This is a genomic window from Alteromonas sp. BL110 (assembly GCF_003443615.1).
GTDB lineage: Bacteria > Pseudomonadota > Gammaproteobacteria > Enterobacterales > Alteromonadaceae > Alteromonas.
In genome coordinates this window covers 41,895-65,247 of record NZ_CP031967.1, presented here as the reverse complement: position 1 = coordinate 65,247, position 23,353 = coordinate 41,895, and the positions used below count along the sequence as shown (strand labels likewise).

Here is a 23,353-nt window from a genome sequence, read left to right as displayed (position 1 = left end):
ACTAAAGTATGGGTTAAAAATAGTGAAATGCATAAATTCCTCTCTCGAAATGTTGCTTTTTGAATAACAAAGCCGCGTTAATTAGCTAATAAAGTTAGCGAATAAAGGCTTTTCAATATTGAAGTTGACCATACACTAGTTATAATCCACCCCTTGCTTTAACAAGTGAAAGCTAGCAGATGCTTTGTTTAGGCTCTTTGAAGTTAAACAAGCGTCGTTTTACATAAAACAAGCTTCGATAAAAATAAAGCGAGTTTCGAGTGCTAAGAAGCACGATTAAATTTTCAAAACTATGCATGTGGCGCAGAGTAGGCGTCACCACTGTAAAGGAATTAAAATGCCTGTAATTACCCTTCCTGATGGAAGCCAACGCGCTTTCGATAACGCTGTTTCTGTACTAGATGTTGCAAACGACATTGGCCCTGGTTTAGCCAAAGCAACCATTGCAGGGAAAGTAAACGGTGAGCTAGTTGACGCCGTTGATATGATTGACGCGGACGCACAACTTCAAATTATCACTGCAAAAGACGATGAAGGTTTAGAAATTCTACGTCACAGTTGCGCGCACTTGTTAGGTCACGCTATCAAACAACTTTGGCCTAACACCAAAATGGCTATCGGCCCAGTTATCGACAACGGTTTTTATTACGACGTTGATATGGAAGAAAGCCTAACCCAGGAAGATTTAGCCAAATTAGAAAAGCGCATGCTTGAACTGGCTAAAACCAACTACAACGTGGTTAAAAACAAAGTGAGCTGGCAGGAAGCACGCGATGCATTCGAAGCACGCGGCGAAAGCTACAAAATGGAAATTCTTGATGAGAACATCAGCAAGGACGACCGCCCAGCACTTTATCACCACGAAGAATACACAGACATGTGTCGTGGTCCTCACGTGCCTAACATGAAGTTCTGTCATCACTTTAAACTAATGAAAGTGGCAGGCGCTTACTGGCGTGGCGACAGCGACAACAAAATGCTTCAGCGCATTTATGGTACAGCGTGGGCTGACAAGAAGCAGCTTAAGTCTTACCTACAACGCTTAGAAGAAGCGGAAAAGCGTGACCACCGTAAAATTGGTAAAGCACTTAACTTATTCCATTGGCAAGAAGAAGCGCCAGGTATGGTGTTTTGGCACAACGATGGTTGGTCAATTTATACCGAGCTTGAAAGCTTCGTACGCAAAAAGCTTCGCGAATATGGCTACGATGAAGTAAAAGGCCCATTAATGATGGACCGTACGCTTTGGGAAAAATCGGGGCACTGGGACAAGTACGCTGAAAACATGTTCACCACTGAATCTGAAAAGCGTGAATATGCGGTTAAGCCGATGAACTGCCCTGGCCATGTTCAAATTTTCAACCAAGGTTTGAAATCGTACCGCGACCTACCGCTTAAAATGGCGGAGTTTGGCTGCTGTCACCGTAACGAACCATCGGGTGCACTTCACGGTCTAATGCGTGTTCGTGGCTTTACACAAGACGACGCTCATATTTTTTGTACAGAAGAACAGATCCTTCAAGAGGTAAGTGACTGTATTAAGATGGTGTATGAGACATACGCGGCGTTTGGTTTTGAAGATATCAAAGTTAAGTTGTCTACTCGCCCTGAAAAGCGTGTAGGTGCTGACGAGATTTGGGATAAATCTGAAGCTGCGCTTGCGGAAGCACTTAAAGCTAACGATATCGAGTTCGATTATCAGCCAGGCGAAGGTGCGTTTTACGGTCCGAAGATTGAATTTACCCTGCACGATTGCTTAGACCGTGCATGGCAGTGCGGAACCGTACAGCTAGATTTCTCAATGCCAGGTCGTTTAGGCTCTACCTATGTGGCAGAAGATGGCGAGCGCAAAGTACCGGTAATGATTCACCGCGCTATTTTGGGTTCACTAGAACGCTTCATTGGTATTTTGACCGAAGAATTTGCAGGTTTCTTCCCACTTTGGTTAGCACCTCAGCAGGTTGTAGTAATGAACATTACTGACAAACAAGCTGATTACGCATCAAATTGTGTAAAAAAACTGCAAGATTTAGGGTTTAGAGCAAAGTCTGACTTGCGTAATGAGAAGATCGGCTTTAAAATCCGCGAGCACACACTTAAGCGTATTCCATATATGCTAGTTGTGGGCGATAAAGAAATGGAAGCGGGCGAAGTAGCAGTGCGCTCTCGTCGCGGCGACGACCTAGGCAAAATGAGCCTGGAAGACTTTATTGCCATGGCTCAACAAGAAGTTGTAGAAAAGACAATTAAATAGTTGAGCAATTTGTGTATAATACACAAGTAAGGTGTCTGCTTTTGGTTTTACTTTAGGTCAATCGACCACCCCAGAAGCAGACAAAAGAATTAAATGTTTGGAGGAATAGCACATTAAAGGCGCTAACAACAAGGCTCAGGGCGACAAAGCCCGCATTAACGATGAGATTAAAGCCAGAGAAGTAAGATTAATTGGCAAAGACGGTGAACAGGTTGGTGTGGTTTCGCTAGCAGATGCTACGCGTGCCGCTGAAGAAGCGAGCCTAGATCTAGTAGAAATCAGTCCGAATGCCGAGCCGCCAGTCTGTAAAGTTATGGACTATGGCAAATTCCTCTTCGAAAAAAGTAAAGCTCAAAAAGAGCAGAAGAAAAAACAGAAGCAAATTCAGGTCAAGGAGATTAAATTTCGCCCTGGCACTGATGAAGGCGATTACCAGGTAAAACTGCGCAACCTGCGTCGCTTTCTTGAAGGTGGTGACAAAGCCAAAGTTACGATCCGCTTCCGCGGTCGTGAAATGGCGCACCAAGACATCGGTATCGATTTGCTAAACCGCGTTAAAACGGATTTAGAAGAGATCGCTACATGCGAGTCTTTCCCACGTCGTGTGGAAGGCCGTCAGATGATCATGGTGCTAGCCCCAAATAAGAAGTAGTAACGGTCTAAAGTTTTAAGGAATCTGCACCCTTAAACACCTTGCTGCTAAACATTAGCCGGTATGAAGTGACTGCAACACGAAAAATACCGATATTAAACAATGCGGAGTTTTAGCAATGCCTAAAATGAAAACTGTAAGCGGTGCCGCCAAACGTTTCAAGAAAACGGGTTCTGGCCGCTTTAAAAGCAAACAGTCTCACTTACGTCACATTCTGACTAAGAAGAGCTCTAAGCGTAAACGTCACCTTCGTGGCAAAAAACTGGTTCATGACTCTGATACCAAATTGGTTCAGCGCATGTTGCCTTACGTATAAGACTTAGGAGACTGATTAATGGCTAGAGTAAAACGCGGCACTATCGCACGTGCTCGTCACAAAAAAGTCCTCAAGCAGGCAAAAGGTTATTACGGCGCACGTTCACGTGTATATCGCGTAGCGGTACAAGCTGTAACTAAAGCTGGTCAATATGCTTACCGTGACCGTCGTCAGCGCAAGCGTCAATTCCGTCAACTATGGATTGCACGTATCAATGCTGCTGCTCGTCAAAATGGTATGTCATACAGCCGTTTCATTAACGGTTTGAAGAAAGCGTCTGTTGAAATCGATCGTAAGATCCTTGCCGACATCGCAGTACATGACAAAGCAGCTTTCAGCGCACTAGTCGAAGCGGCTAAAGGCGCATTAGCTTAATTATTAACTAATTAAGTTTAAGTTCTTTCGGAAAAAGGCGAGCAGGATGCTCGCCTTTTTTCGTTTCTGGGGTTTAGATAAATCACTCTATTCGTGGTACTTACCTTCTCGCTGGCTTTGCAAGCCTTTAAGCAGCTAACATAAATAACTTACTGAAAGCGTTGCTGCAAATACTTAATAATTTCTGAAGACTCGTACAACCAAATATCCTTTTCAGCAGTTTGTATGCGTAAGCAAGGGGCTTTCACTTTTCCTCCGCCTTGCGCCAATTCATTACGATACGGTGACCCACTCGATACGCTGCGCTTACGAATAGGCAAATTCATTTTATACATAGCGCGGCGTGTTTTAATACAAAAAGGGCATGCAAAAAATTGATAAAGTGTTAATTCTTGTACGGCTTTTTCAACCTGCTGTTGTTCTTGTGGCAATCGTTTAAGTTTTCTGCCACGAGTAATTAAATCAAGCAAGGCGATAACACCGCCAAGTGCGTTGCGAATTAGGGAAATGAATAAGCTCAATTTTATGACTTTTAAGGTTAAGAAATACAGCGGCGCAGTATAGCAAAAATTTTATATAGGATCTTATATGAAGGAATTGCGAATAAGCTCCTGATGTAAAAGCATAGCAATAAAGTAAGTAGCAACAATGCATACCAATAATTCAACAATTAACCTTGCCGATAGCGCGATTTCCAACAAGCAACGCTCGTCAGGCCTATTAAGAGGTTTCCTTACCTCGAATGGACAACCTGCTATTGTGGTTTCGATTGTTGTAGGTAATAGAGCCTTTATATCCCCAAGTACAAAAAAGCAGAGCCAAAGCTCTGCTTATATTTATTTCGTTAGCGTATAGCGCTCTCTCTTACTTTTTCTCTACGCGCCCGACTGCACCTCTATAAGCTCTAGAGGGATTTTTCCTGAGCCCTTTCGCTACTGATAGTAGCCATGGAATAGTTGGCTGATACCAAAAGAGTTGGATATCCTTTGTGAAGAATTAATTTACTGTGGTTAATTGCTTAATAAACTTACTCTGTTCAAGCTTTTCACCTAGCCTCTTAACCCCTAATCTCGTTAGATGATTTTTGTCGTAGAAATATACATTTGAATCCTGATCAGCAACTTGGCACTGACTTTGGTTACAGAAGAAGTCGAATAGGTTTATATAGTCGTATCCTAGCGTCGACTGGTTTGCGAAGAGCTGTTTATGTTGCAGTTCATAGTTGTAGTCAGACGAAGTAGGAATGTGCGCATAAGCTATGCTAGACAACTCTTTTTCTGACTCATAAGAGTTGAATAACATCAACGGTACTTCCGTTGCGAATGATTTTCCACTGATAACAAGTATATTAACCGTTTCGTTAAGCTCTTTTATTTGCTTAATCGAATCTAAGAGGTACGAAATGAAGTCATTGTGCCAGTGCATAGCTAAAACTATCGTATCTGCCTTCCTAATTGTTTCATCCGTCTGCAAACTCGTTAGCGCAGTCTTGCATTCGGAAACTTGCTTTCCTGACAATTCTTTTGACAGAGAAGAGAACATCTTGTCTAAAGAAGGATTATTTAAATAAACGCTTCTACAACGTGAGTATATTATTCGACTGACTAAGTCAATTTCTTCAAAACTTTCAGTTTCAGATAACATGTTAATAAAGTCGCCTGCCTGAGAGTCACCAATAACAAGTACTTTTTTACGACCGTCCTTCACAAACTCGTCACCATTAAGGCGTTTATGAAGTTCCCAGGTATATACTCCATTACCTTCAGTATCTTTATTCACAAGAGTATTCTTGAATATGTTTTCTGGAAGTCCAAATACCAAATTAGTATTAAAGTAGATGAAAGATGTGGCCAGTAGTGGAATCAGGGTTATATAAGTTATCTTTTTATTTAATAGATCAGATATAGACTTAAGCGCTGAAGTAAATTTAAAGCTTTCTATAAATCGATAACTTAAAAAACCTAAGATTAATGTTAAAACTAAGCCAAATAATGTGTACTCAACCCCTAACTTAAAGTAACTAATTGCTACCACAATAGGCCAATGCCATAGGTAGATAGAATAGGACCATTTCCCTATATACTGGAAAGCTACATTACCTGTTGAAAGACTATTTGTCCTATAAGCTTGTATGATCAAATAAGAGCCGAGTACGGGGAGAAGTGATAAATATCCTGGCCATGCATTAGACGATGTAATGAAGACGTAAGACACCAGTATCAATAGAATACCAATATATTCCGTTAGCCGTTTATGACGCTCAGCGAGCTGAAGCGGATATAAGTAAGCTAAACCGCCAAACAGCATCTCCCACGCTCTTGTATGAATTAAGAAATAAGATGAATCTGGCCATCGAGAAGATGCAATGGCGCTTATAGCAAAGCCTATAACTGTTAATGCAAGAATAGCTTTTTTTGAATTAGAAACACTAAATACCGAGCGTAATGCTAAAAGCAAAACTGGGTAAATTAGATAAAACTGCCACTCTACAGAAAGTGACCATGTATGAAGTAACCATTTTCTGTGAGAATCTACATCGAAGTAGCCAGACTCCGTCCAATATACAAAATTTGAAAGGAAGCTAATACTTGCTGCACTATGTTTAGCTAAAGCTTTATATTCCAAAGGGGGAAGGAAAAATAAACCGACAGTCATTAAGCAAATACATAAAACGGCTAAAGCGGGAATTATTCTATTTGCCCTAGCTAAATAGAAACGGACAATAGAAAAGCCACTTTTTTCCATGGAACTAAACAATATACTTGTCATTAAAAAGCCTGAAATGACAAAGAATACGTCGACGCCAGCAAATCCACCCGGCATCCAAGATTCATTAAAGTGGAATAAGACGACAGAAATTACAGCTATAGCCCTAAGACCATTAATATCTCTTCTAAATTTCATACTACTTTCAACGTCACTACTTTTTTAACATACAGGAATGCGCCTATTTATTATGGTATGCCCATAAAAACTATTACTTAATAGGCGTTCTTATTAATGAAACCATTGAAAACAGTCATAAATACTATTTTGATATCAAACCAAATAGACCAGCGGTGTATGTAATCTAAATCATATTCTACGCGCTGAACCATTTTGTTAGTGGTTTCAGTTTCACCACGCAGGCCATTCACTTGTGCCCAGCCTGTAATTCCTGGTTTAACCTTGTGGCGTAACATGTAGCCTGTAATGATCTTACGATATTCCTCGTTGTGCGCCACAGCGTGAGGGCGAGGGCCTACAATCGACATACGGCCTTGCAGAACATTAATAAACTGCGGAAGTTCATCTAAAGAGGTTCTTCTTAAGAAACCACCAATCTTAGTTAAGCGCGCGTCATTTTTAGTGGCTTGTTTTACAACTGCACCATTATCTTGCGTAGTCATAGACCGGAACTTGTACACTGTAATTTGTTTACCATCTAATCCGTAACGCTTTTGTTTAAAAATTACGGGCCCTTTAGACGTAAGTTTAACAGCTGCTGCAATCGCCAACATGGGTATAGAAATCAGCATAAGAATTAACGAACTTAAAACTACATCTTCAAAACGCTTAAGTACGTCGCTTGCACCTTGGAACGGTGTGTCGTAAACACTTAGCGCCTGGACGTTACCTACCGTCTGCCAGCGAGCGTTTAGTAGGTTGTACATGAAGAAGTTCGGAATAACATAAACGTTTGCCGTAGTATCACTACACTGCTCTAGTATGCTGCGAATCCGGTTTTCTGCACTCATAGGAAGGGCAATGTAAATGTAATCAACTTCATTGCGCTTTGCCATTTCTATCGCGGCTTCTATATTTCCAAGCACCGCGCCTTGCATTTCGTGAGGCAGTCTTTCTGCTTCTCTATCGTCAAATAAGCCATTGAACTTAATACCCAAATGCTCATTTTGCTGTATCTGAAGTGCGACATTTGCGCCAAGTTGAGTTGCGCCAATAATGATTGAACGACGAGAGTTAAGGCCACTTTTACGAATGCGAAACAAAAATTTACGCATTACAAATCGCCACATTATCAACACAACAAATGACGATGCGAACCATAATAAAATTGCAGGCGGTGGGGTCTTAATTTCTTGAACAAAGAAATACCCCATCGTCATAGTACCCAAAATACTCAATGCCCAAGTGATAGCCGCTGCTCTAAGCATCTCTTGGGTTCCATGCCCACGCCAAGACCGATAGAGCTCTACGCCTTCTGCCGAAATTTGAAAGCAAATTACATTAACAAATAAAAGGATAAGGCTTGTAGTGTCTATCTGGTTTCCGTAATACGCAGCAGATGAATAATAAAGAATAGTGACAAGGGAAAGGTCAATAAGTCTGTAAACAGTAGAAAAACCACTTTGGTTTCTAACAACTAAACCACCGTTGGTGTTGGGTTCAACCGGATGAGCTTTAATCGCTTTGTTAGAATCTACTCTATTGTCCATTTAGGTAATCTCTAGGTGAAAAGTGAAGGCCGCCGTGAATGGATTGGTTATCTTACTAACTTGATCCAAATATTACGTAAACAGTAAAAACAGCTAATACATTTGTCTAAATCTAAGCAAGAGTCATGCCTGGTGGTGTAGTCACCTCTGCCACTCACTCAACTATACGTAATTAACTTAGTTATTTTAGATTCATCGTTTGCCATTGTAACAATATTGGACCGTTATTGTAATTTTATTACAGCAAGCGACTTTATTTCGTACTAATTTGGTGCAGAAAGAGTAGAATGACGCCCACGCACTTTCCATTAGTTATATAAATACGATAGCATACTAAGCAGAATAGCGTGACGACATATAGCTGAAACAATACCTAGGTACTTTAGGAAATACTTTTGCTTTGGCTGATGTGTTAGTAAGTGAGAGAGTTTAACTTAGATGTGAACGAACCAACTTCTTACACATCAAAGCACGATCCCGCAAAATCGGCACGTCTATTGCTCACGGTAAGATATAGTTTAGGAAAATCGGTAAAAAAACACCAAAAGTTGTAAAAGATGCAATTTTTCTCTTTATAGAATTATTTGCTTGTGCAATGTGTGAAACCGAAACGAAGTTACAGTTTATAGTTTGTCATTATAGATAGGTCATCGAAGGAAGGAAAAAACATGTTTAAAAGGACCAAAAGCATCATAGCAATGTCGGTTATTTGCGCCACTCCGACACTATATGCCCAAGAGGCCGGTCGAATTCAAGCTGGGCAATTCGATTTAATACCATCATTTACTTCATCGATGGCCTATGTTGATAACGTTGCAAATGCACGGGATAACCAAAGTAAAATCTATAGTTGGAGAGCGATTCTTTCACCAGAGTTGATTGCTGCAACAGAGGTCGATGGAAATCCTATTCAGGTGGGTTACAGATTAGAACGAGGCGTTTATTTCTCAAGCGATAACGACGATTACACCGATCATTTTGTAGAAGCATCGGGCGATTTCGAGTTGAACAGCCGTCATCGCGTAAGTGCCCTTGCTCAATATGAAGATGGTCATGAAGATCGAGGAACCGGTTTTTCAATTGGTTCAGGCTTGGAGATCACCACTCCGGATACTTACAAAAGCACCAACCTATCAGCTGAATATAGCTACGGTGCGGCTACTACTGACGGTATGATAACGTTAAAAGCTCGTCGTCAAACCCTAGATTACGATAGAACCGAAGATGCTTATATCATTCGCGACCGCGCGAAAAACATGGTTGGTGCTGAATTTGGTTATCAGATTGGTTCTGCGACGAGCATGGTTTTGGATGTAACCAAGACTTTCATTAAATATGACGAACAGCTTGATTTAGTTACTCGCGACAATGATGAAACTCGCATACTTGTAGGTGTTGTTTGGGAGAGTACAGCGGCAACTACCGGCTTCGCGAAGGTAGGCTATAAAGAGAAAGACTTTGACAACGAAGCACGTGGTACTTTCTATGGTACCGACTGGGAAGTGGGTATTGATTGGCAACCTGTAAGCTATTCAACTGTAAGAATTTCTACCAGTGCAGATACATTTGAAACCAACGGAGAAGGTGACTTCATTCGAGGTCAAAATTATAGTGTGCGATGGAACCATGATTGGTTAGAGAGAGTCAGCACGTCTTTTAGTGTTACGCAGCAAAATGACGAATATGTATTCAATGAAATAGATATTGTTAATAGGGATGACGAATTGATGAACTACTCTGCAGCGCTAAATTATCAAGCACGTAGATGGTTAAAATTCAGCACGTTTTATCAGTACACAGATAGAGATAGTAACAGAGATACTATCGGCTACGACAAAAGCGAAATTGGTGTAACAGTAGAGGTAACACTGTGAAGCAAAAAGCGGTTAGCTTATTTTCATTAATATTCTTACTTTTTGGCTCGTTACAAGTAATGGCCCAAGAGGGCAATTTAAGTATGAGCCAATATCAGTTGGGCTCTGGCGATAGAATTCAAATAAGCGTTTTTGGGCAAGAAGACCTTTCAATGGAAGTTCGCCTGCCAGATGTTGGTACTATCAACTATCCATTTCTTGGTGAAATAAAGCTTGTAGGTTTAACTGCAGCACAAGTAGAGCAGCTTATATACGACGGTTTACTAGGTGACTACCTTGTTAACCCATCTGTTTCTGTAGCTATCGTGGAATATCGCCCGTTCTTTATTGATGGCGAAGTTAAGCGCCCTGGCGGTTATGCTTATCAACCAGGGTTGTCAGTAAACAAAGCGGCCGCGTTAGCAGGCGGGTATACCGAACGCGCAGCGCGAGACAAAATTACCATCATTCGCGAAAAAGACGGCAGAACTAACGAGTTCACTGTAACGGTTAGCGACATGATCCAACCTGGTGACATTATCACCATTAATCAGCGTTTCTTCTAAATTATACGTAGCGTTCAGGAATAAAAATGGCAGTAAATAGCAGGGAAGAGTTAAACGCCGGTGTGTTTGAAAATGAAACCATCGACATTGCTCACTATTTAGGAATTATAAAGCGTTACGCATTTCGTATTATTTCGCTAGCAATTGCGTTCACAATACTTGTGGCGCTTTTGGTAATGCGCATGACGCCTATGTATACTTCTACCACCACTATATTGGTTGAAGCAGACAAAGCAAATGTTGTTTCAATTGAAGAAGTCTATGGCTTAGATACCAAGCGTAAAGACTACATGCAAACTCAGTTTGAAATATTACAGTCGCGTCAAATTGCAGAGCGTACGGTGGAAAGCTTGTCATTATGGAATAATGAAGAGTTTATGCCAGCCAAAGAAGAGCCAGGCCTGGTAGACGGGCTTAAAGCGAAGCTTTTGGAAGCACTGCCATTTTTGCCGCAAGAAGACCCAAAAGAGCTTACCGAAGAGCAAATTTTAGCGGGTAAAAAGCGTAAAGCAACGTCGTTATTAATGAGAGCATTGTCAGTAGAGATGGTTGATAACACGCAAGTAATGCGTATTACCGTTACTACTGAATCTCCGCGACTGTCGGCTGAATTAGCCAACGCTGTTGCTGACGTGTACATCGAAAACTACCTTCAAGCTAAGTTGGATATGACAGCAAAAGCGACGTCTTTTCTTACAGAAAGCTTAGAAGGTTTGAAGCAAAAGCTAGATGTTGCAGAACGTAATTTAGCGAAGTTCTACGAAGAAAACCAAGTAGTAAACATTGACGGTGTAGTAGGTTTAGCGTCTGAAGAACTAGAGCAGCTAAGTAAGCAGTTATTAGATGCGCAAACGGCGCTTAAATTAAACGCGGTTATTTACAAGCAAACGCGTAATGATGTTTCATTGGATGACATTGCACGCCTGCCTGAAGTGCTGAACCACCCGACTATTAGAGACGTACGCCGCGATGAAGCTAAGGCGATGACGCGAGTAAGTGAGCTTAGCAATGTATACGGCCCGAAACACCCGCGTATGATTGCAGCAAATGCCGAGCTTTCATCAATTAGGGAAACACTGAACGGTCAAATACGCGACCTTATTAGAAGTATTACAACGCAATACGAAGTATCTGAAGATAGGGTAGCGCAATTAGAACGAGAAGTGTCTCGTGCGAAAGCTGAATTCCGCGACTTGTCTGGATTGGATAATCAGCGCAAAGCCCTTCAGCGCGAAGTTGATATTAATCAGCAGCTATACAATTCATTTTTCACACGTTTAAAAGAAACAGACGAGCTAGGTGGGTTTGAATCTGCAAACGCCAGAGTATTGGATGAAGCGCTTCCAAATTACGCGCCTTCAAAACCAAACAAGAAATTGTTAATTGGCGCAGCTTTCGTATTCAGTGTTGGCTTTGGTGTGTTCCTAGCTATTGCGATGGAAACGCTTAATAGCGGTATACGCTCGGTGGAAGATGTAGAGCGCAAGCTTGGTCAACGTATGTTGGGCCTTATTCCTTGGCTACCACACAAGAAAAAGACTGATTTGCCCGTTCGTTCATTCTTCGACGGCAAAAAACATCAGTTTGCCGAGTCTGTTCGCACATTGCGTACTAGCTTGTCGCTATTGAATCTAGACAAAGAGCAACAAGCCATAATGGTAACCTCAAGTGTACCTAAAGAAGGTAAAACGACGGTTTCTATAAACTTGGCATTCGCCTTAGGCCAGCTAGATAAAACGATACTTATCGATGCCGACTTACGTCGCCCTAGTGTAGGTAAACAATTTAATATTCCGAACTATCAGCCGGGCGTAGCAAACCTTATCTTAAAGTCTCATACATTAGATGAGTGCTTGGTTAGAGATGAAGAGTCGAATATCGACATCTTATCAGCAGGTACTATACCTTCTAACCCGCAGGAATTATTGTCGGATAAAGGTTTCAACGAGCTTATAGCGCTGTTAAAAACACAGTATAAGTATGTTGTAATTGATACTGCACCTACTCAAGCGGTAAGCGATTCTATGCTAATTGCGAACTCTTGTGACTCGGTAATTTACGTTGTGCGTGCCGACAGTACCAGTGAAAAGCTTATTAATAATGGGTTGTCTCGCTTCTTACAAGTAGGCCATCGCCTTGATGGTGTAGTACTAAATCAAGTAGACTTACGCAAATCAGGAGCAGCACAAAGGTACGCTGGGTTTTATGACCAATATGGGTATACCAGTCATAAAAACAGCTAACAGCATTTATTGATAGACTTACATAGCCACATATTGCCTGGCATCGACGATGGTGCCAGGTCTTTAGACATTGCCTTGGAAATGGCGCAGCAAGCTGTAGATGGCGGTGTTCGCCATATGGTTTGTACACCACATATTCACAAAGGCTACTTTGACAATACGTTTAAGTCTATCGAACATACTTTCCTAGAATTTAAAAAAGAAATAAACCGCGCGTCTATTCCTCTTTCTCTTTCTTTTGCCGCAGAAGTGCGCGTCAACGAGCTAATTCCTATTTGGTACAAACAAAAGGAACTGCCTTTTTTAGGCGATTATAACGGCAAGCATATCCTGCTACTGGAAATGCCACATAGTCATATACCGCAAGGCTTGGAAGTGCTTATAAAATGGCTCTTGAAAAATAACGTACAGCCACTTATTGCACACCCAGAGCGCAATCGCGAACTGCTAGCCGAGCAGCACAAATTTAATTGGCTGAAGCGACAGGGCTGTATGTTTCAAGTAACCGCAGGTGCGTTAACAGGCCGCTTTGGCGACAAGGTAGAAGATTTCGCATTAGCTATGATGCGAAACAAAGCGTTTCATGTTGTAGCGTCAGACACCCATGACCTTGTACGCCGCCCTAACGATATGAGCGCCGCCTACGAAGTTGTATCGACATTCAGTGATGAGTTCGCAAAAGAGGTTTTTGTAACGCGACCTGGTGCTATAGTGTCGTTCGAACCAAAAAATGAACCAATCAATGACTAGTCGTTTGCTTAACACTCTCACAAATAAAAGCTTAATACTGAAGTGGATAACGGTGCTACTAGCCGCATTCTGTTTTTTGTGGAGCTTCCAGCTTTTCATTGCGGGTAACGCGTATTACAGTGTGAAAAACGATATTGAGGGGTGGCAACTAAGCCCTGACATGGCTTCAATAAACAGAATTGACAGGGGCCTCGGTAAAATTGGAAACGCTATAGAGTATTTCCCAGATAACGCTTTGTATTATCAAATACAAGGGCAGCTATTCGAGTGGAAAGCCGTTGTTGAAAAGAGAAATGAAGAGTCGAGCGATGCTGAATTAGGCTTAAAGAGCCATAGTGATAACTTAAACAATGCGGCACAAAGCTATGAAAAAAGCCTGTTATTAAGGCCTACTTGGAGCGGCAGTTGGCTTGGCTTGGCATCGGTAAAGCTGCTGCGTGATGAGTTAGATGATGAGTTTTATCATTATCTAAAAAACGCGAGGCAAGCCGGCCCACAAGATGCCATAGTGCACAAGTTTATTGTGGAATTCGGCTTAGAAATGTTTAGTGCAAGGTCTATTCACTACGTAAAAATTAAAGAGCAATTGAAACAGCATTTGAATTTAGGCCTTCAAAACCCGCTAAGCAGAGATTTTGTATTAAAGGCAATACAAAAGCACAATGCGAGTGAAACCGTTTGTAGATGGTTGCGCGATGCCAGTTACCCAGTTCGAAAACGCATTCCTAACTGTATAACATATAATTAGCTAGCCTTTTCCGTTTAGCCAATCCCACAAGCCTAAAGAAAACCCTTCAAAAAGGTTTATACCCAGCCAGCTTTTCAATACATACAGCAGTACTAAGCCCAACACTAATGAAACGCATAAAAACAGGGCAATGATCGCTGCCATCACCAGTTTGCCTATGCGGCTCTCGGTACGCGATAGGTCGCGCTTATCTCGGCCTGCCAATAAAACAAAGTAATATCGGCTTCGTAGTAAACCTATAGTGCCTCTTACATCAACTTTGTGGCTACCCCATCGCCGACCGGCAAGGGCTGTGTTTAAGTGAAACAGTTGGTCGTCAGTAAAAGAATCGGCAACATTTTTAGGCATACGTTCCAGCATATGTTGAACGTTTGGCTCTTCTTTTATCGGTCGCTTTATCTTTAATACCACACAAATCCCCTTGTGTTATAAAACCAATGCTGGTTATTTATCTTGTCTTCCCATAGGTATATCGCGGCTTAACGCACCTAGCGCTAACAGTATAATAAATATAGCGGTATTTGCTGGTGCTTGCAGAGGAAAGTCTACTGTACTGTGTAATGCCATCCCTATAACCGCCATAACAGTTGCAAAGGCTGTTCCTCTTGGCAGTGGATGTCTTCGGTGTCGTATTGCGCTTAAGGCGCTTTTCGCGCACAGCAATACAAGCACGGCTATAATGGCTGCGCCTACTATGCCAAACTCAATAGCAAACTGAAGGTATTCATTGTGAGCATGATCGTAAAAGTGCTGAATAGATTCACTTTGTACCTGAGGGTATACCGTATAAAAGGTGCCTCCGCCTGTACCGATAATTCCATATTGCGAAAGAAGGGGTAGGGCATCAGTAACCACTTCATCCCTACTTTCTTGGGTTAAGTTTGTTTGCTCTATGCGTTGCTGTACTTGTTTTAGTCCGAAAAGGCTACTAACAATAAGAATGTCGATTACCAGCATACTGATAAATAGCACTACATAGCTTTTTTGGCGCGGTTTAAAGTAAATTAACCCTAGTGTGGCGGTAATAGTCATCGCTATGAAAAAGGCGCTGTTACCCATTCTAGAGCGAGACATAACTAACGCGATAACCATAATGATAATACCAATACGAAACAGCACTTTATTGCTTAACCAAAAACGCACTATTCTACGTAAACGCTCTCTAGGGCTAGAGCCGCTTCGAACACGTAAACTCGCTATCATGTAACCAATGGCAGCGCTTAAACATAGCAAAAGAAAATTAGCGTAGTGGTTCTTATATACAAAACTTCCAGTGGCAATATGCGAAACAGGTAACTTAAACACCAAGCTATACTGTAAGCCAGATAATACTTCTAACGAACCATATATAGCCTGAAACACGCCAGCAGCACTTATCACTATTAATATGTATCTAAGTCGCTTGCCTGTATTAACCAAAGTCAGCGTTATAAAAAATAAGAAACAATAGGCGAGGGATTTAAAGAATATTACATCGCTTTGGCCCACATCGAAGCTAAGAGGTAGCCATTGCGAACTTATATTTTCCATGCCCTGAATATTTTCATTAAGTAAAAAATTAACGCGTTCGGGGCGTAAAGCTTCAACCAAAGAAAAGGGCAGAGGGACTATATTGATGAGCTGCCAGGTTAAAAATACTAACCAAACAATTACCAGCAGTTTGTATTGTGTGTATAGCTTTGTAAGTAGAGATTTGTGCGTAAGTAATAAGATGCCGCCAAGAAAGAAAACTGACATTTGCATTAGCGCCCACGCCCACGGGCGATTGGCACCTAGTGATAAAGGCAGCCAAAACAAGGTAAACAAAAGAAAACCGAAAAGAAACTTTTCGGTTTTCTGGGTATTTAAAATAGGCACTTACAACGTACTAGCGCGAAATTTAAATGTAATGGACTTTTAGTTCGCTGAAATAGTGGTGTCGCCACCGCCAGCGCCAGCAGCTCCCGTACCTACACCTAGCGGTGAGAACGTATTTCCAGCCGCACCAGCAGCAGTTGCAGTTAAGGTACTAGGGTCTACACCCGCATTAATAACTGCTAATAGTGCATCTTCTTCGCTAATAACCTGCATCTGAAGGGCAATGTTATAAATCTCGTTAGCATCTTCTGGGAACATCAAAATAGCAATGGTTACAACCTGCGCAGCTTGTTCAGGCAATGCTGTAAAACCTGCTATAGCAAGTTCAAAGCCGGTGGCGTTATCATTCAAAAGGCCCACCAATGATTCGAAAGCATTCTGATTTTCACCTAAATAAGCCATAGCTGATGCATCAAAAAATAGTGCTTCATCAAGCACAGTCTGGCTTACTTCACTAGCTGCTTGCTCAACCGCGGAACCTTCTTCAATCTCAGTAACCAAAAGGTTTCTAACTTGTAGGCCTGGTACGCTACCTTCTTGTGCAAAAGAAACTGTCGAAAAAGCGATTAAAGCGCTTAAAAGCACAGATAAAAAAACGTTGCTACGCATAACTTATCCTTAGATTAAAAACGTCGGCTTAGCTTCTTGCTAACGCCATATGGCCATATTGTACAACAAGTGAACGTACAAGGTCTCGCTTTTGTTGTACATCTATTCACTTATGCTCATTTTACGCGTGTATTAATACTGCCACAGCGAAGGTTTCGCAAAATAGAAACCTTGCTGATATGAAACATCTAACTTTGATAAAGCGACACATTCCGCTTCATTCTCAACAAGTTCAGCAATAATATTAATACTTAACCCACGAGCGATACTCAATAAACTACTTACAAACAGCTGACTGTCTTTGTCTGAGTGAATATCTTTCGTAAGTTTGCCGGAAATTTTTACAAAATGAGGCTGAATAGCCCTCAATCCAACTAATGATGCAAGATTGTCACCAAAATGTTCAATAGTTATCTTGCAGCCTAAATTAACCAGCGACTTGCAAAATGATACCGCATCGTTTTTATGATGTATTAACGCAGAATCTTCTAATTCGAAGATCAAATAAGTGCATAGCGCTTCATTTTGGTTCAGCAAACCTAATAACCACTGTCTAAACGAAGCATTAGCTAGCGACGCGTTCGCAATGTTAATGGCAACATTACGTTTATCTTTTGCTAGCTTATTAAGCACTAGGCTTACCACCAACTTATCTACCTCAGGAATTAAGTTCAAACGCTCTGACGCCGGAATTAATTGAGCCATTGGTATAGGGTTGCCAGTATCTCTGTCTTTAAATCGCGCAAACGCTTCATAATAAGCGGGCGAGTTTTGTTCAACGTTCATCACAGGCTGAATAAGTATATCGGCGTACTGCTGGTGCAAAATTTGGTTTAACCGTTCTTTCCACGCCGTATTGCTGTGAATGTGAGAAAGCTCAGACGCAAATTGCCAGCCATTGGGTTGCTTTGTGGCTGCCATAAGCGCGCTATCAGCGTTTTCCATAATTTCAGAAAAAGATTGCTGGTCATTGAATTGCGCTGCACCTATCCATACTGCCTTACTGCCATCTTTAAGCGGGTTGTAGTGAGACAAGGTGGTATTAAGTACCTGAAGGTGCGCTTCACATTCTTGCTTTGTCATAGCCTCTGTAACTAAAACAAAATCAGCGCCCGATATCCTAAACAAAAATGATGTTTCCTGAATACTAGATGAGAAGTTTTTAAGCTCATCAGCTACACCAGTAACATACTTATCGCCATCCTGTGCGCCTAACGTCATGTTTATCGCGTTTAGTTGTGCAAGTCGTATTAAAATCACATAGCCTTCATCCGAGGTGGCAGTTTTACTTAGTAGCGCGTTCATATGACGGGTGAAAGCGTTTCTATTTTGCACACCGGTAAGACTGTCTTCAAAAGCTTGAATTCTGAACTGCTCGGCCTTTTGGGTTAGCTCTTTAAACATTACCTCAACAGACGAAGAAAGTCTGTTTACCGCCTGAGTTATAAAAGAAAGTTCTTTCGTGAAAGGTTTGTAGTTAATGTGGGAAAACTTTTGATTTTGAATATCTTCAATTTTGTTTACCACAATGCGAAGGGGTTTTGTAATGGCAGTAATGATAAACAGCAGAGCAATATAGGCGAACACGAAGGCTGCAAAAAACATAAACGCACTTTGTTTAACGCTTTCCCACAAGGTTGCATTAGCAAGCCCTGGGTGACTTTGAACCGCAAGCTCACCCGCCATCGTCCAACCATTATTCAATTCAGTTTTCTCTACCGGTGGTGTAACTTCCACAATGTTAGTAAACCAGTCTGGCACTGAATCAATGGTATTAGGGTTGCGCCTTTCAATCAGTAAATTCCCTTCCATATCGGTAATGGTTATGTATTGGTAAAACCCTCTATCAAAAATAGCGTTTACCATGGTTTCGGCTACCGCAATACCGTTGTCTTCACTTAAATATGGGGTGATAGATAGCCCCAACGAAGTCGCGGTATCTTGAGCGTGGGTGGCAAGCTGCTCGTTTACATACTCTCTAGTTAACTTAACGTTTATTATGAAAGAACCAATAAAAACCAGTATCAAAAAAACGAGTAAGCTTGTACTTAATTGGGTAGATAGTCTCATTATTCTTCTTTATCTCCGTACATAACGCGGTCTAGCCGCTCTACCATATCGTCCCACATCTTCATCGGGCCGCTTCCCCTCAGCTTGCGGCCCGTTCCCATAGCTTTCGCAGCCCACAGGCCGTTACCATTAAAGCTATAAATGGGTGACAAATCTCTTCTTTTATTAGCAGGCAATATACGCCTATTTATATTATCCAAAACAAGTGGAATAGAGGTTGGGGTTTCATAATACGCCAAAACCATGTGAGGTTGGCGTAATTCTAGGGCGGTTACATACATTAATCGCAACTGTTGTTCAGGAACGCCAAGTTCAATTAAAGAGAAGTATTTGGCAATAGTGTAGTCTTCACAGTCGCCAGCACCCGTAGAAATAAACTCAATTGGCGTTGCCCAATAGTCTTTTTGTTGCCAGTGAACAAGGTCGTCTACAAAATCAAAACGGTTAAAAAAGCGGTTTATCTGATAAAGCTTTTCGTCTAGATCTTCGCTCTGTAACTCATCAACCAATTGTCGCCATTTAGCAACGTCTTCGCTAGCTTCAGTTCCATAAATTGAGCCTATACGGTCATAAACTTGCGGTGTGAAAACGGTTTTTTGTTGGGCGATTGGCGATGTAACCGCAAGTAAAGTAAGACCTACAACAACAGCCGAGCGAACAGCGGTTAGCATGCTGCGCACAGTTGAATGGGTAAGAAAAGGAAAGCAAAAACGTTTCTTTTGGTGCAAACCGTGGGTACTTTGTGCAATAGATTAAGGCAAGTGTAAAAAATCTTTCACTACCATGCGATAGCATAGCTTGCCTACCAATAAGACAATGATGGCAAACTTATTAAGAACTTGAAAGGCATTTTGGAAGCCATAAAGTTTTTTTGTTCGTTATTGATCTTTTTGGCACATTTTATGTTTAACCTATCTTCGAATAGAATTTTAAACATATAAGTACAGGGTGTGGGTTATGAACTTGCACACCTTCTGGTATCATTACCAAGCTTTGTAGTAAATTTACAACGAAAAGGAACTTTCATGGAGTACTCAGCGCGTCCAGCGGTGTTTATCATTAATTCACTTGAAGGCGGTGGCGCTGAACGAGTAATGGTTAAACTGTTAACCATAATGCAATCTTATTTCGTTGCTAAAAACATTCCTGTACATCTGATTCTGCTAGACGATTTGCCCGAATCTCAAGTTTGCCCCCAGTACGTTAATAAAATAGTGCTTAATTCCCAAGGCAGTTTAGTTTCAGGTTATCAACAGCTTAAACCTGTTTTAGCAGAACTAAACCCAGAATATTGCTTTAGCTTTTTAACGCGAAGTAACTTCTTGAACGTTACGTTAGCCAAGCGCTTAAAGTTTAAAGCTATAATAAGCGAGCGCGTTAATACCACAAGCCATCTTTCTGGCGGCCTAAAAGACAGTGTTAGCCGACTATTAGTTCGTTTGCTTTACAATAAAGCCGACAGCGTAGTAGCTGTATCTGAAGGTGTAAGAGCTGACCTTATCGATAACTATTCAGTATCAAGAGATAAGGTATCGGTGTTGTACAACCCTTACGATATCGACCAGCTTCAGGCCCAGGCTTCAGAAAGTGTGTCGGACCTACCAACTAAACCTTACATTATTGGAGTAGGGCGCTTAGTTAAGAATAAAAACTTCTCTCTGCTTATTGATGCTTACGCCAAGGCAAACATAGCAGAAAACTTGGTGATTTTGGGCGTAGGCGATGAAGAAGCAAACCTTAAAGCGCAAGCTAAAGAACTAGAAATTGATAGCAAGGTTCAGTTTCTTGGCTTTAAAGCAAACCCATACCCTTATTTAAGTAATGCCGAATACTTTGTAAGTACGTCGAATGCTGAAGGATTTCCCAACGCCATTGTTGAAGCTATGTGTTTAGAAAAAGCAGTAATAGCAACAAACTGTGAGTCGGGCCCTGCGGAAATTATTGCCGAACAATATCCTTACAGAGTAACTGGCGCTAGTGAGGAAAAAAACGGTATTCTGTGTGAGTTAAATAACGCTGAAGGTGTTGCAAGCGCGTTAAGCTCATTCAGTGATGAAACTGTTCGGGTATCTTACGCTGCAAAGAGCAAAAACTGTGCAAAGCAATTTTCTTACAATGCCTTTCAAGAAAAAGTAATAGCCATTATTGAAAAGGTTTGTAAATAAACATGTTCGAAGGGTTAAAGGTAGTTGTTGGCCTAATAAGCTTCATTATGGTGTATCGCACCATAACGGGGAACTGCAATAAATATTTGGCGTTTGCTATTTGCGCTATATGGCTGCGATTTTTTTTGTCAGCGTTTCATAGTATTACTTACCCTTCTTTGGTAGCGGGTTTTTCGATTAATGCGCTTTCAAGTATTTCTGTAGCTGGGCTTGGGCTTTTCTTTCTGCCGTTTGCAGTATTTACCTTACGTAAACTACTTCCTTTCTACTTTCTGTTTCTTGCCATTGCAATAAGTGGCTTTGTCAACATGTTGATTCCAGGCACTATAAACGTCTTAGTTAAATGGTGTTATTTCTTGGTGTTAACTGGGGCTATATTTTTATCTGTAAGGGCTCAAGGTCACAGTGTTACTTTCAAAAAGCTATTAGTGTGCTTTTTTATGCCTGTAGCAATGCAAGTGCTGTCTATAGTGCTTGGGGAAGTGAAAGCTACAGAGAATGACGGCTCGGCTAGCTATATTGGCGGGTACAACCACGAAGCAGCTTTCTCTATGATAATAGTTAGCTTCATATTTGTACTTGGGTTAACAGAAAGACATGCTATCAAGTTTCGAACTACACTTTTTACGATAGCAGTTTTTCTACTTATACTCGTTAATTACAGAACTGCAGTGTTAACAATTCTACCCATTGCTGCAATATTCTATTACTCGTTAGTAGAACAGCGTTTAAAGCCATCTCAAAAAGCCCCTGTTTTAACAGTTGTTTCTATGTTTCTGATTTTTGCTTTCGTTGCACTTTCTTTTACGATGAGGGAAAGGTTTGCCGACGTTGGAACGTTAGCATCGAACTTAGACCTAATATTTAAAGCACCTGCTTATTTTACTGAAGCTGAAAAAGACATTATGTCTTCAAGAGTATATTTGTGGAGCCAATATATAGATGCTTTGACAAATTCAGACTTGCTTCAACAATTGATTGGTTATGGACCAGAGGCGTGGAATGGTGTCTTTAAGCATTACGCACATAACACATATGTTTCTTACTTTTATGAATACGGATACATAGGGCTGTTCTCATTTCTTTTCCTATGCTCGTATTCTTTGATTATCACGGCTGGTGTAAAAGACAAACGCTTGTCAAAAATCTTACCACTCTCTTTGATTGGTTTTCTAACAATGAATTTAGCGACAATGCCACTATGGAATATAGAAGGACTAATATTCTTCGCAATTTTGATAGGCGTTTCTTTAGGAAATACTACCCCTGTAAAAGCGCGTTATAGTTTTAGAAACCAGTTAGCACTATTAACAACAACGGATTAGTTTTATGAAGATATGCGCAATAGGTCTACGCGGTATTCCTGATGTTATGGGGGGAATAGAGTCTCATTGCCAACAGCTTTACCCAAAGATGGTAAAGCAAGGCGCAGAAGTTACAGTTCTTGCGCGCTCGCCTTATGTTAGTCAGAAACGATATAAATATGAAGGTGTAGAAGTTATTAGTGTTTGGGCGCTAAGGCATAAATTGCTAGAAACCTTCTTGCATACCTTCATCGCTATTATTTACGCCAGACTTTTTTTAAAACCAGATATTGTGCATTTGCATGCCATAGGGCCGGCATTATTTACGCCATTAGCGCGATTACTTGGTATGAAGGTTATGGTTACTCACCACGGGGCAGACTACGACAGGCAAAAGTGGAGTCCATTCGCTAAAAAGGTACTAAAGTTTGGCGAAAAGATGGGTATAAATTATGGCAATGCTGTTTTAGTCGTAGGGAAGACCCTAACAGAGCAGTTGAAATTACGTTTCCCAAATGACTCAGATAAACTGCAATACGTTCCTAACGGCATGCTACCGAAATTTGCTGAGAATGTTTCCGACTCTTTTCTTCCTAAAGATCTTGGATTGAAATCACATAACTACGTGCTCGCGGTGGGAAGATTAGTGCCTGAAAAAGGATTTCATGATCTTGTACAAGCTTACAAAAGTTCGGGTATAGCGGAACCTTTAGTGATTGTTGGTGATGCTGATCACGTCGATGAATATGCATCAACTTTATTAAATAATAGAGCGGAAAATGTAATATTCGCAGGACGTCGAAGCGGAAACGAATTACACGCCTTATTTAAGTACGCAAATGTATTTGTTTTACCTTCTTATCATGAGGGGCTTCCTATCGTAGCATTAGAGGCAATTAGCGCAGGAACGCCAGTTTTACTGAGCGACATATCCCCTAATAAAGATATAGAGGCTAAAAGCGATAGCTATTTTCGTGTCGGAGATATTGAAGAGCTGTCAACTAAACTTAATAAATTAGCAAGTTTAGATTTAAAACTTGACCAGCAAAGTTTCTTATCTCGATTTGATTGGGGAAACATTGCTGAAACAACTACCTCTATCGTAAGAAGAATAGCAAAAGTCAAAAAATAGGTTCATGGTAATGGTGTAGGCGA

21 protein-coding genes are annotated in these 23,353 nt (G+C 41.1%); 13 read left to right on the top strand and 8 right to left on the bottom strand.

Annotated elements, in window-relative coordinates; genetic code table 11:
* Positions 1 to 337: 337 nt before the first annotated feature.
* The 4 genes from thrS (at position 338) to rplT (ending at position 3,597) form a co-directional block, all read left to right on the top strand.
* The gene (gene thrS / locus D1814_RS00280) at positions 338 to 2,254 is read left to right on the top strand and encodes a threonine--tRNA ligase (RefSeq protein ID WP_118489586.1); all 1,917 of its coding nucleotides are present in this window, start codon (positions 338 to 340) and stop codon (positions 2,252 to 2,254) included.
* Positions 2,255 to 2,366: 112 nt separating this feature from the next.
* The gene (gene infC, locus D1814_RS00275; RefSeq protein ID WP_118489585.1) at positions 2,367 to 2,906 is read left to right on the top strand and encodes a translation initiation factor IF-3; all 540 of its coding nucleotides are present in this window, start codon (positions 2,367 to 2,369) and stop codon (positions 2,904 to 2,906) included.
* A 118-nt stretch (positions 2,907 to 3,024) separates the two neighbouring features.
* A complete protein-coding gene (gene rpmI, locus D1814_RS00270; protein WP_012518091.1) occupies positions 3,025 to 3,222 on the top strand; it encodes a 50S ribosomal protein L35 in 198 nt (65 codons plus the stop codon).
* Between the two features lie 18 nt (positions 3,223 to 3,240).
* On the top strand, positions 3,241 to 3,597 hold the full coding sequence (rplT, locus tag D1814_RS00265) for a 50S ribosomal protein L20 (protein WP_012518092.1): 357 nt from the start codon (positions 3,241 to 3,243) through the stop codon (positions 3,595 to 3,597).
* Between the two features lie 149 nt (positions 3,598 to 3,746).
* Here rplT and D1814_RS00260 read toward each other — a convergent pair whose 3' ends face one another.
* Positions 3,747 to 4,118 (bottom strand): glutathione S-transferase N-terminal domain-containing protein, encoded by a 372-nt coding sequence (locus D1814_RS00260; RefSeq protein WP_118489584.1) that lies wholly within the window; start codon positions 4,116 to 4,118, stop codon positions 3,747 to 3,749.
* Positions 4,119 to 4,245: 127 nt separating this feature from the next.
* On the opposite strand from D1814_RS00260, the gene D1814_RS19480 reads away from it, so the two are divergent.
* Positions 4,246 to 4,452, top strand: a complete 207-nt coding sequence (locus D1814_RS19480) for a hypothetical protein (protein ID WP_118489583.1) — start codon at positions 4,246 to 4,248, stop codon at positions 4,450 to 4,452.
* 141 nt (positions 4,453 to 4,593) lie between these two features.
* On the opposite strand, the gene D1814_RS00250 is transcribed toward D1814_RS19480, so the two are convergent.
* On the bottom strand, positions 4,594 to 6,501 hold the full coding sequence (locus D1814_RS00250; protein ID WP_118489582.1) for an acyltransferase family protein: 1,908 nt from the start codon (positions 6,499 to 6,501) through the stop codon (positions 4,594 to 4,596).
* Positions 6,502 to 6,578: 77 nt separating this feature from the next.
* A complete protein-coding gene (locus D1814_RS00245) occupies positions 6,579 to 8,033 on the bottom strand; it encodes an undecaprenyl-phosphate glucose phosphotransferase (RefSeq protein WP_118489581.1) in 1,455 nt (484 codons plus the stop codon).
* Between the two features lie 668 nt (positions 8,034 to 8,701).
* Between D1814_RS00245 and D1814_RS00240 the strand changes: the two genes are divergently transcribed.
* The 5 genes from D1814_RS00240 to D1814_RS00220 are packed head-to-tail and all read left to right on the top strand — an operon-like array spanning position 8,702 to position 14,193.
* On the top strand, positions 8,702 to 9,907 hold the full coding sequence (locus D1814_RS00240; protein ID WP_118489580.1) for an outer membrane beta-barrel protein: 1,206 nt from the start codon (positions 8,702 to 8,704) through the stop codon (positions 9,905 to 9,907).
* A gap of 59 nt (positions 9,908 to 9,966) precedes the next feature.
* Positions 9,967 to 10,452: a polysaccharide biosynthesis/export family protein gene (locus D1814_RS00235; protein WP_162889845.1), complete on the top strand. Its 486-nt coding sequence runs from the start codon at positions 9,967 to 9,969 to the stop codon at positions 10,450 to 10,452.
* 26 nt (positions 10,453 to 10,478) lie between these two features.
* A complete protein-coding gene (locus tag D1814_RS00230) occupies positions 10,479 to 12,695 on the top strand; it encodes a GumC family protein (RefSeq protein ID WP_118489579.1) in 2,217 nt (738 codons plus the stop codon).
* Positions 12,696 to 12,704: 9 nt separating this feature from the next.
* On the top strand, positions 12,705 to 13,445 hold the full coding sequence (locus D1814_RS00225; protein WP_118489578.1) for a tyrosine-protein phosphatase: 741 nt from the start codon (positions 12,705 to 12,707) through the stop codon (positions 13,443 to 13,445).
* Positions 13,438 to 14,193 (top strand): VpsP family polysaccharide biosynthesis protein, encoded by a 756-nt coding sequence (locus D1814_RS00220; protein WP_118489577.1) that lies wholly within the window; start codon positions 13,438 to 13,440, stop codon positions 14,191 to 14,193. Before D1814_RS00225 ends, D1814_RS00220 begins: the two co-directional genes overlap by 8 nt.
* On the opposite strand, the gene D1814_RS00215 is transcribed toward D1814_RS00220, so the two are convergent.
* From D1814_RS00215 to D1814_RS00195, 5 genes are all read right to left on the bottom strand, one after another.
* Positions 14,194 to 14,604, bottom strand: coding sequence for a 3-phosphoshikimate 1-carboxyvinyltransferase (locus tag D1814_RS00215; protein ID WP_118489576.1), 411 nt, complete (start codon positions 14,602 to 14,604; stop codon positions 14,194 to 14,196).
* Positions 14,605 to 14,637: 33 nt separating this feature from the next.
* Positions 14,638 to 16,044, bottom strand: coding sequence for an O-antigen ligase family protein (locus tag D1814_RS00210; protein WP_118495263.1), 1,407 nt, complete (start codon positions 16,042 to 16,044; stop codon positions 14,638 to 14,640).
* 45 nt (positions 16,045 to 16,089) lie between these two features.
* Positions 16,090 to 16,659: a hypothetical protein gene (locus tag D1814_RS00205; protein ID WP_118489575.1), complete on the bottom strand. Its 570-nt coding sequence runs from the start codon at positions 16,657 to 16,659 to the stop codon at positions 16,090 to 16,092.
* A 132-nt stretch (positions 16,660 to 16,791) separates the two neighbouring features.
* Complete coding sequence (locus tag D1814_RS00200) at positions 16,792 to 18,729, bottom strand: bifunctional diguanylate cyclase/phosphodiesterase (protein ID WP_118489574.1); 1,938 nt, start codon at positions 18,727 to 18,729, stop codon at positions 16,792 to 16,794.
* Positions 18,729 to 19,457, bottom strand: a complete 729-nt coding sequence (locus tag D1814_RS00195) for a transglutaminase-like cysteine peptidase (RefSeq protein WP_118489573.1) — start codon at positions 19,455 to 19,457, stop codon at positions 18,729 to 18,731. The genes D1814_RS00200 and D1814_RS00195 overlap by 1 nt, the downstream gene beginning before the upstream one ends.
* 297 nt (positions 19,458 to 19,754) lie before the next feature.
* On the opposite strand from D1814_RS00195, the gene D1814_RS00190 reads away from it, so the two are divergent.
* Genes D1814_RS00190 through D1814_RS00180 form a run of 3 tightly spaced genes read left to right on the top strand, consistent with a single transcriptional unit; the run spans position 19,755 to position 23,330 of the window.
* Positions 19,755 to 20,894, top strand: a complete 1,140-nt coding sequence (locus tag D1814_RS00190) for a glycosyltransferase (protein ID WP_118489572.1) — start codon at positions 19,755 to 19,757, stop codon at positions 20,892 to 20,894.
* Positions 20,895 to 20,896: 2 nt separating this feature from the next.
* Positions 20,897 to 22,219 carry an O-antigen ligase family protein gene (locus tag D1814_RS00185; RefSeq protein ID WP_118489571.1) on the top strand — a complete coding sequence of 441 codons (1,323 nt, stop codon included), beginning with the start codon at positions 20,897 to 20,899 and terminating at the stop codon, positions 22,217 to 22,219.
* A gap of 4 nt (positions 22,220 to 22,223) precedes the next feature.
* The gene (locus D1814_RS00180; RefSeq protein WP_118489570.1) at positions 22,224 to 23,330 is read left to right on the top strand and encodes a glycosyltransferase family 4 protein; all 1,107 of its coding nucleotides are present in this window, start codon (positions 22,224 to 22,226) and stop codon (positions 23,328 to 23,330) included.
* Positions 23,331 to 23,353: the final 23 nt, after the last annotated feature.

Bases quoted from the DNA above. Each gene is read 5' to 3' on its own strand.
- thrS (WP_118489586.1), top strand. From the start codon at position 338: ATGCCTGTAATTACCCTTCCTGATGGAAGCCAACGCGCTTTCGATAAC.
- rpmI (WP_012518091.1), top strand. From the start codon at position 3,025: ATGCCTAAAATGAAAACTGTAAGCGGTGCCGCCAAACGTTTCAAGAAA.
- rplT (WP_012518092.1), top strand. From the start codon at position 3,241: ATGGCTAGAGTAAAACGCGGCACTATCGCACGTGCTCGTCACAAAAAA.
- D1814_RS19480 (WP_118489583.1), top strand. From the start codon at position 4,246: ATGCATACCAATAATTCAACAATTAACCTTGCCGATAGCGCGATTTCC.
- D1814_RS00250 (WP_118489582.1), bottom strand. From the start codon at position 6,501: ATGAAATTTAGAAGAGATATTAATGGTCTTAGGGCTATAGCTGTAATT.
- D1814_RS00245 (WP_118489581.1), bottom strand. From the start codon at position 8,033: ATGGACAATAGAGTAGATTCTAACAAAGCGATTAAAGCTCATCCGGTT.
- D1814_RS00240 (WP_118489580.1), top strand. From the start codon at position 8,702: ATGTTTAAAAGGACCAAAAGCATCATAGCAATGTCGGTTATTTGCGCC.
- D1814_RS00235 (WP_162889845.1), top strand. From the start codon at position 9,967: ATGGCCCAAGAGGGCAATTTAAGTATGAGCCAATATCAGTTGGGCTCT.
- D1814_RS00230 (WP_118489579.1), top strand. From the start codon at position 10,479: ATGGCAGTAAATAGCAGGGAAGAGTTAAACGCCGGTGTGTTTGAAAAT.
- D1814_RS00220 (WP_118489577.1), top strand. From the start codon at position 13,438: ATGACTAGTCGTTTGCTTAACACTCTCACAAATAAAAGCTTAATACTG.
- D1814_RS00205 (WP_118489575.1), bottom strand. From the start codon at position 16,659: ATGCGTAGCAACGTTTTTTTATCTGTGCTTTTAAGCGCTTTAATCGCT.
- D1814_RS00200 (WP_118489574.1), bottom strand. From the start codon at position 18,729: ATGAGACTATCTACCCAATTAAGTACAAGCTTACTCGTTTTTTTGATA.
- D1814_RS00190 (WP_118489572.1), top strand. From the start codon at position 19,755: ATGGAGTACTCAGCGCGTCCAGCGGTGTTTATCATTAATTCACTTGAA.
- D1814_RS00185 (WP_118489571.1), top strand. From the start codon at position 20,897: ATGTTCGAAGGGTTAAAGGTAGTTGTTGGCCTAATAAGCTTCATTATG.
- D1814_RS00180 (WP_118489570.1), top strand. From the start codon at position 22,224: ATGAAGATATGCGCAATAGGTCTACGCGGTATTCCTGATGTTATGGGG.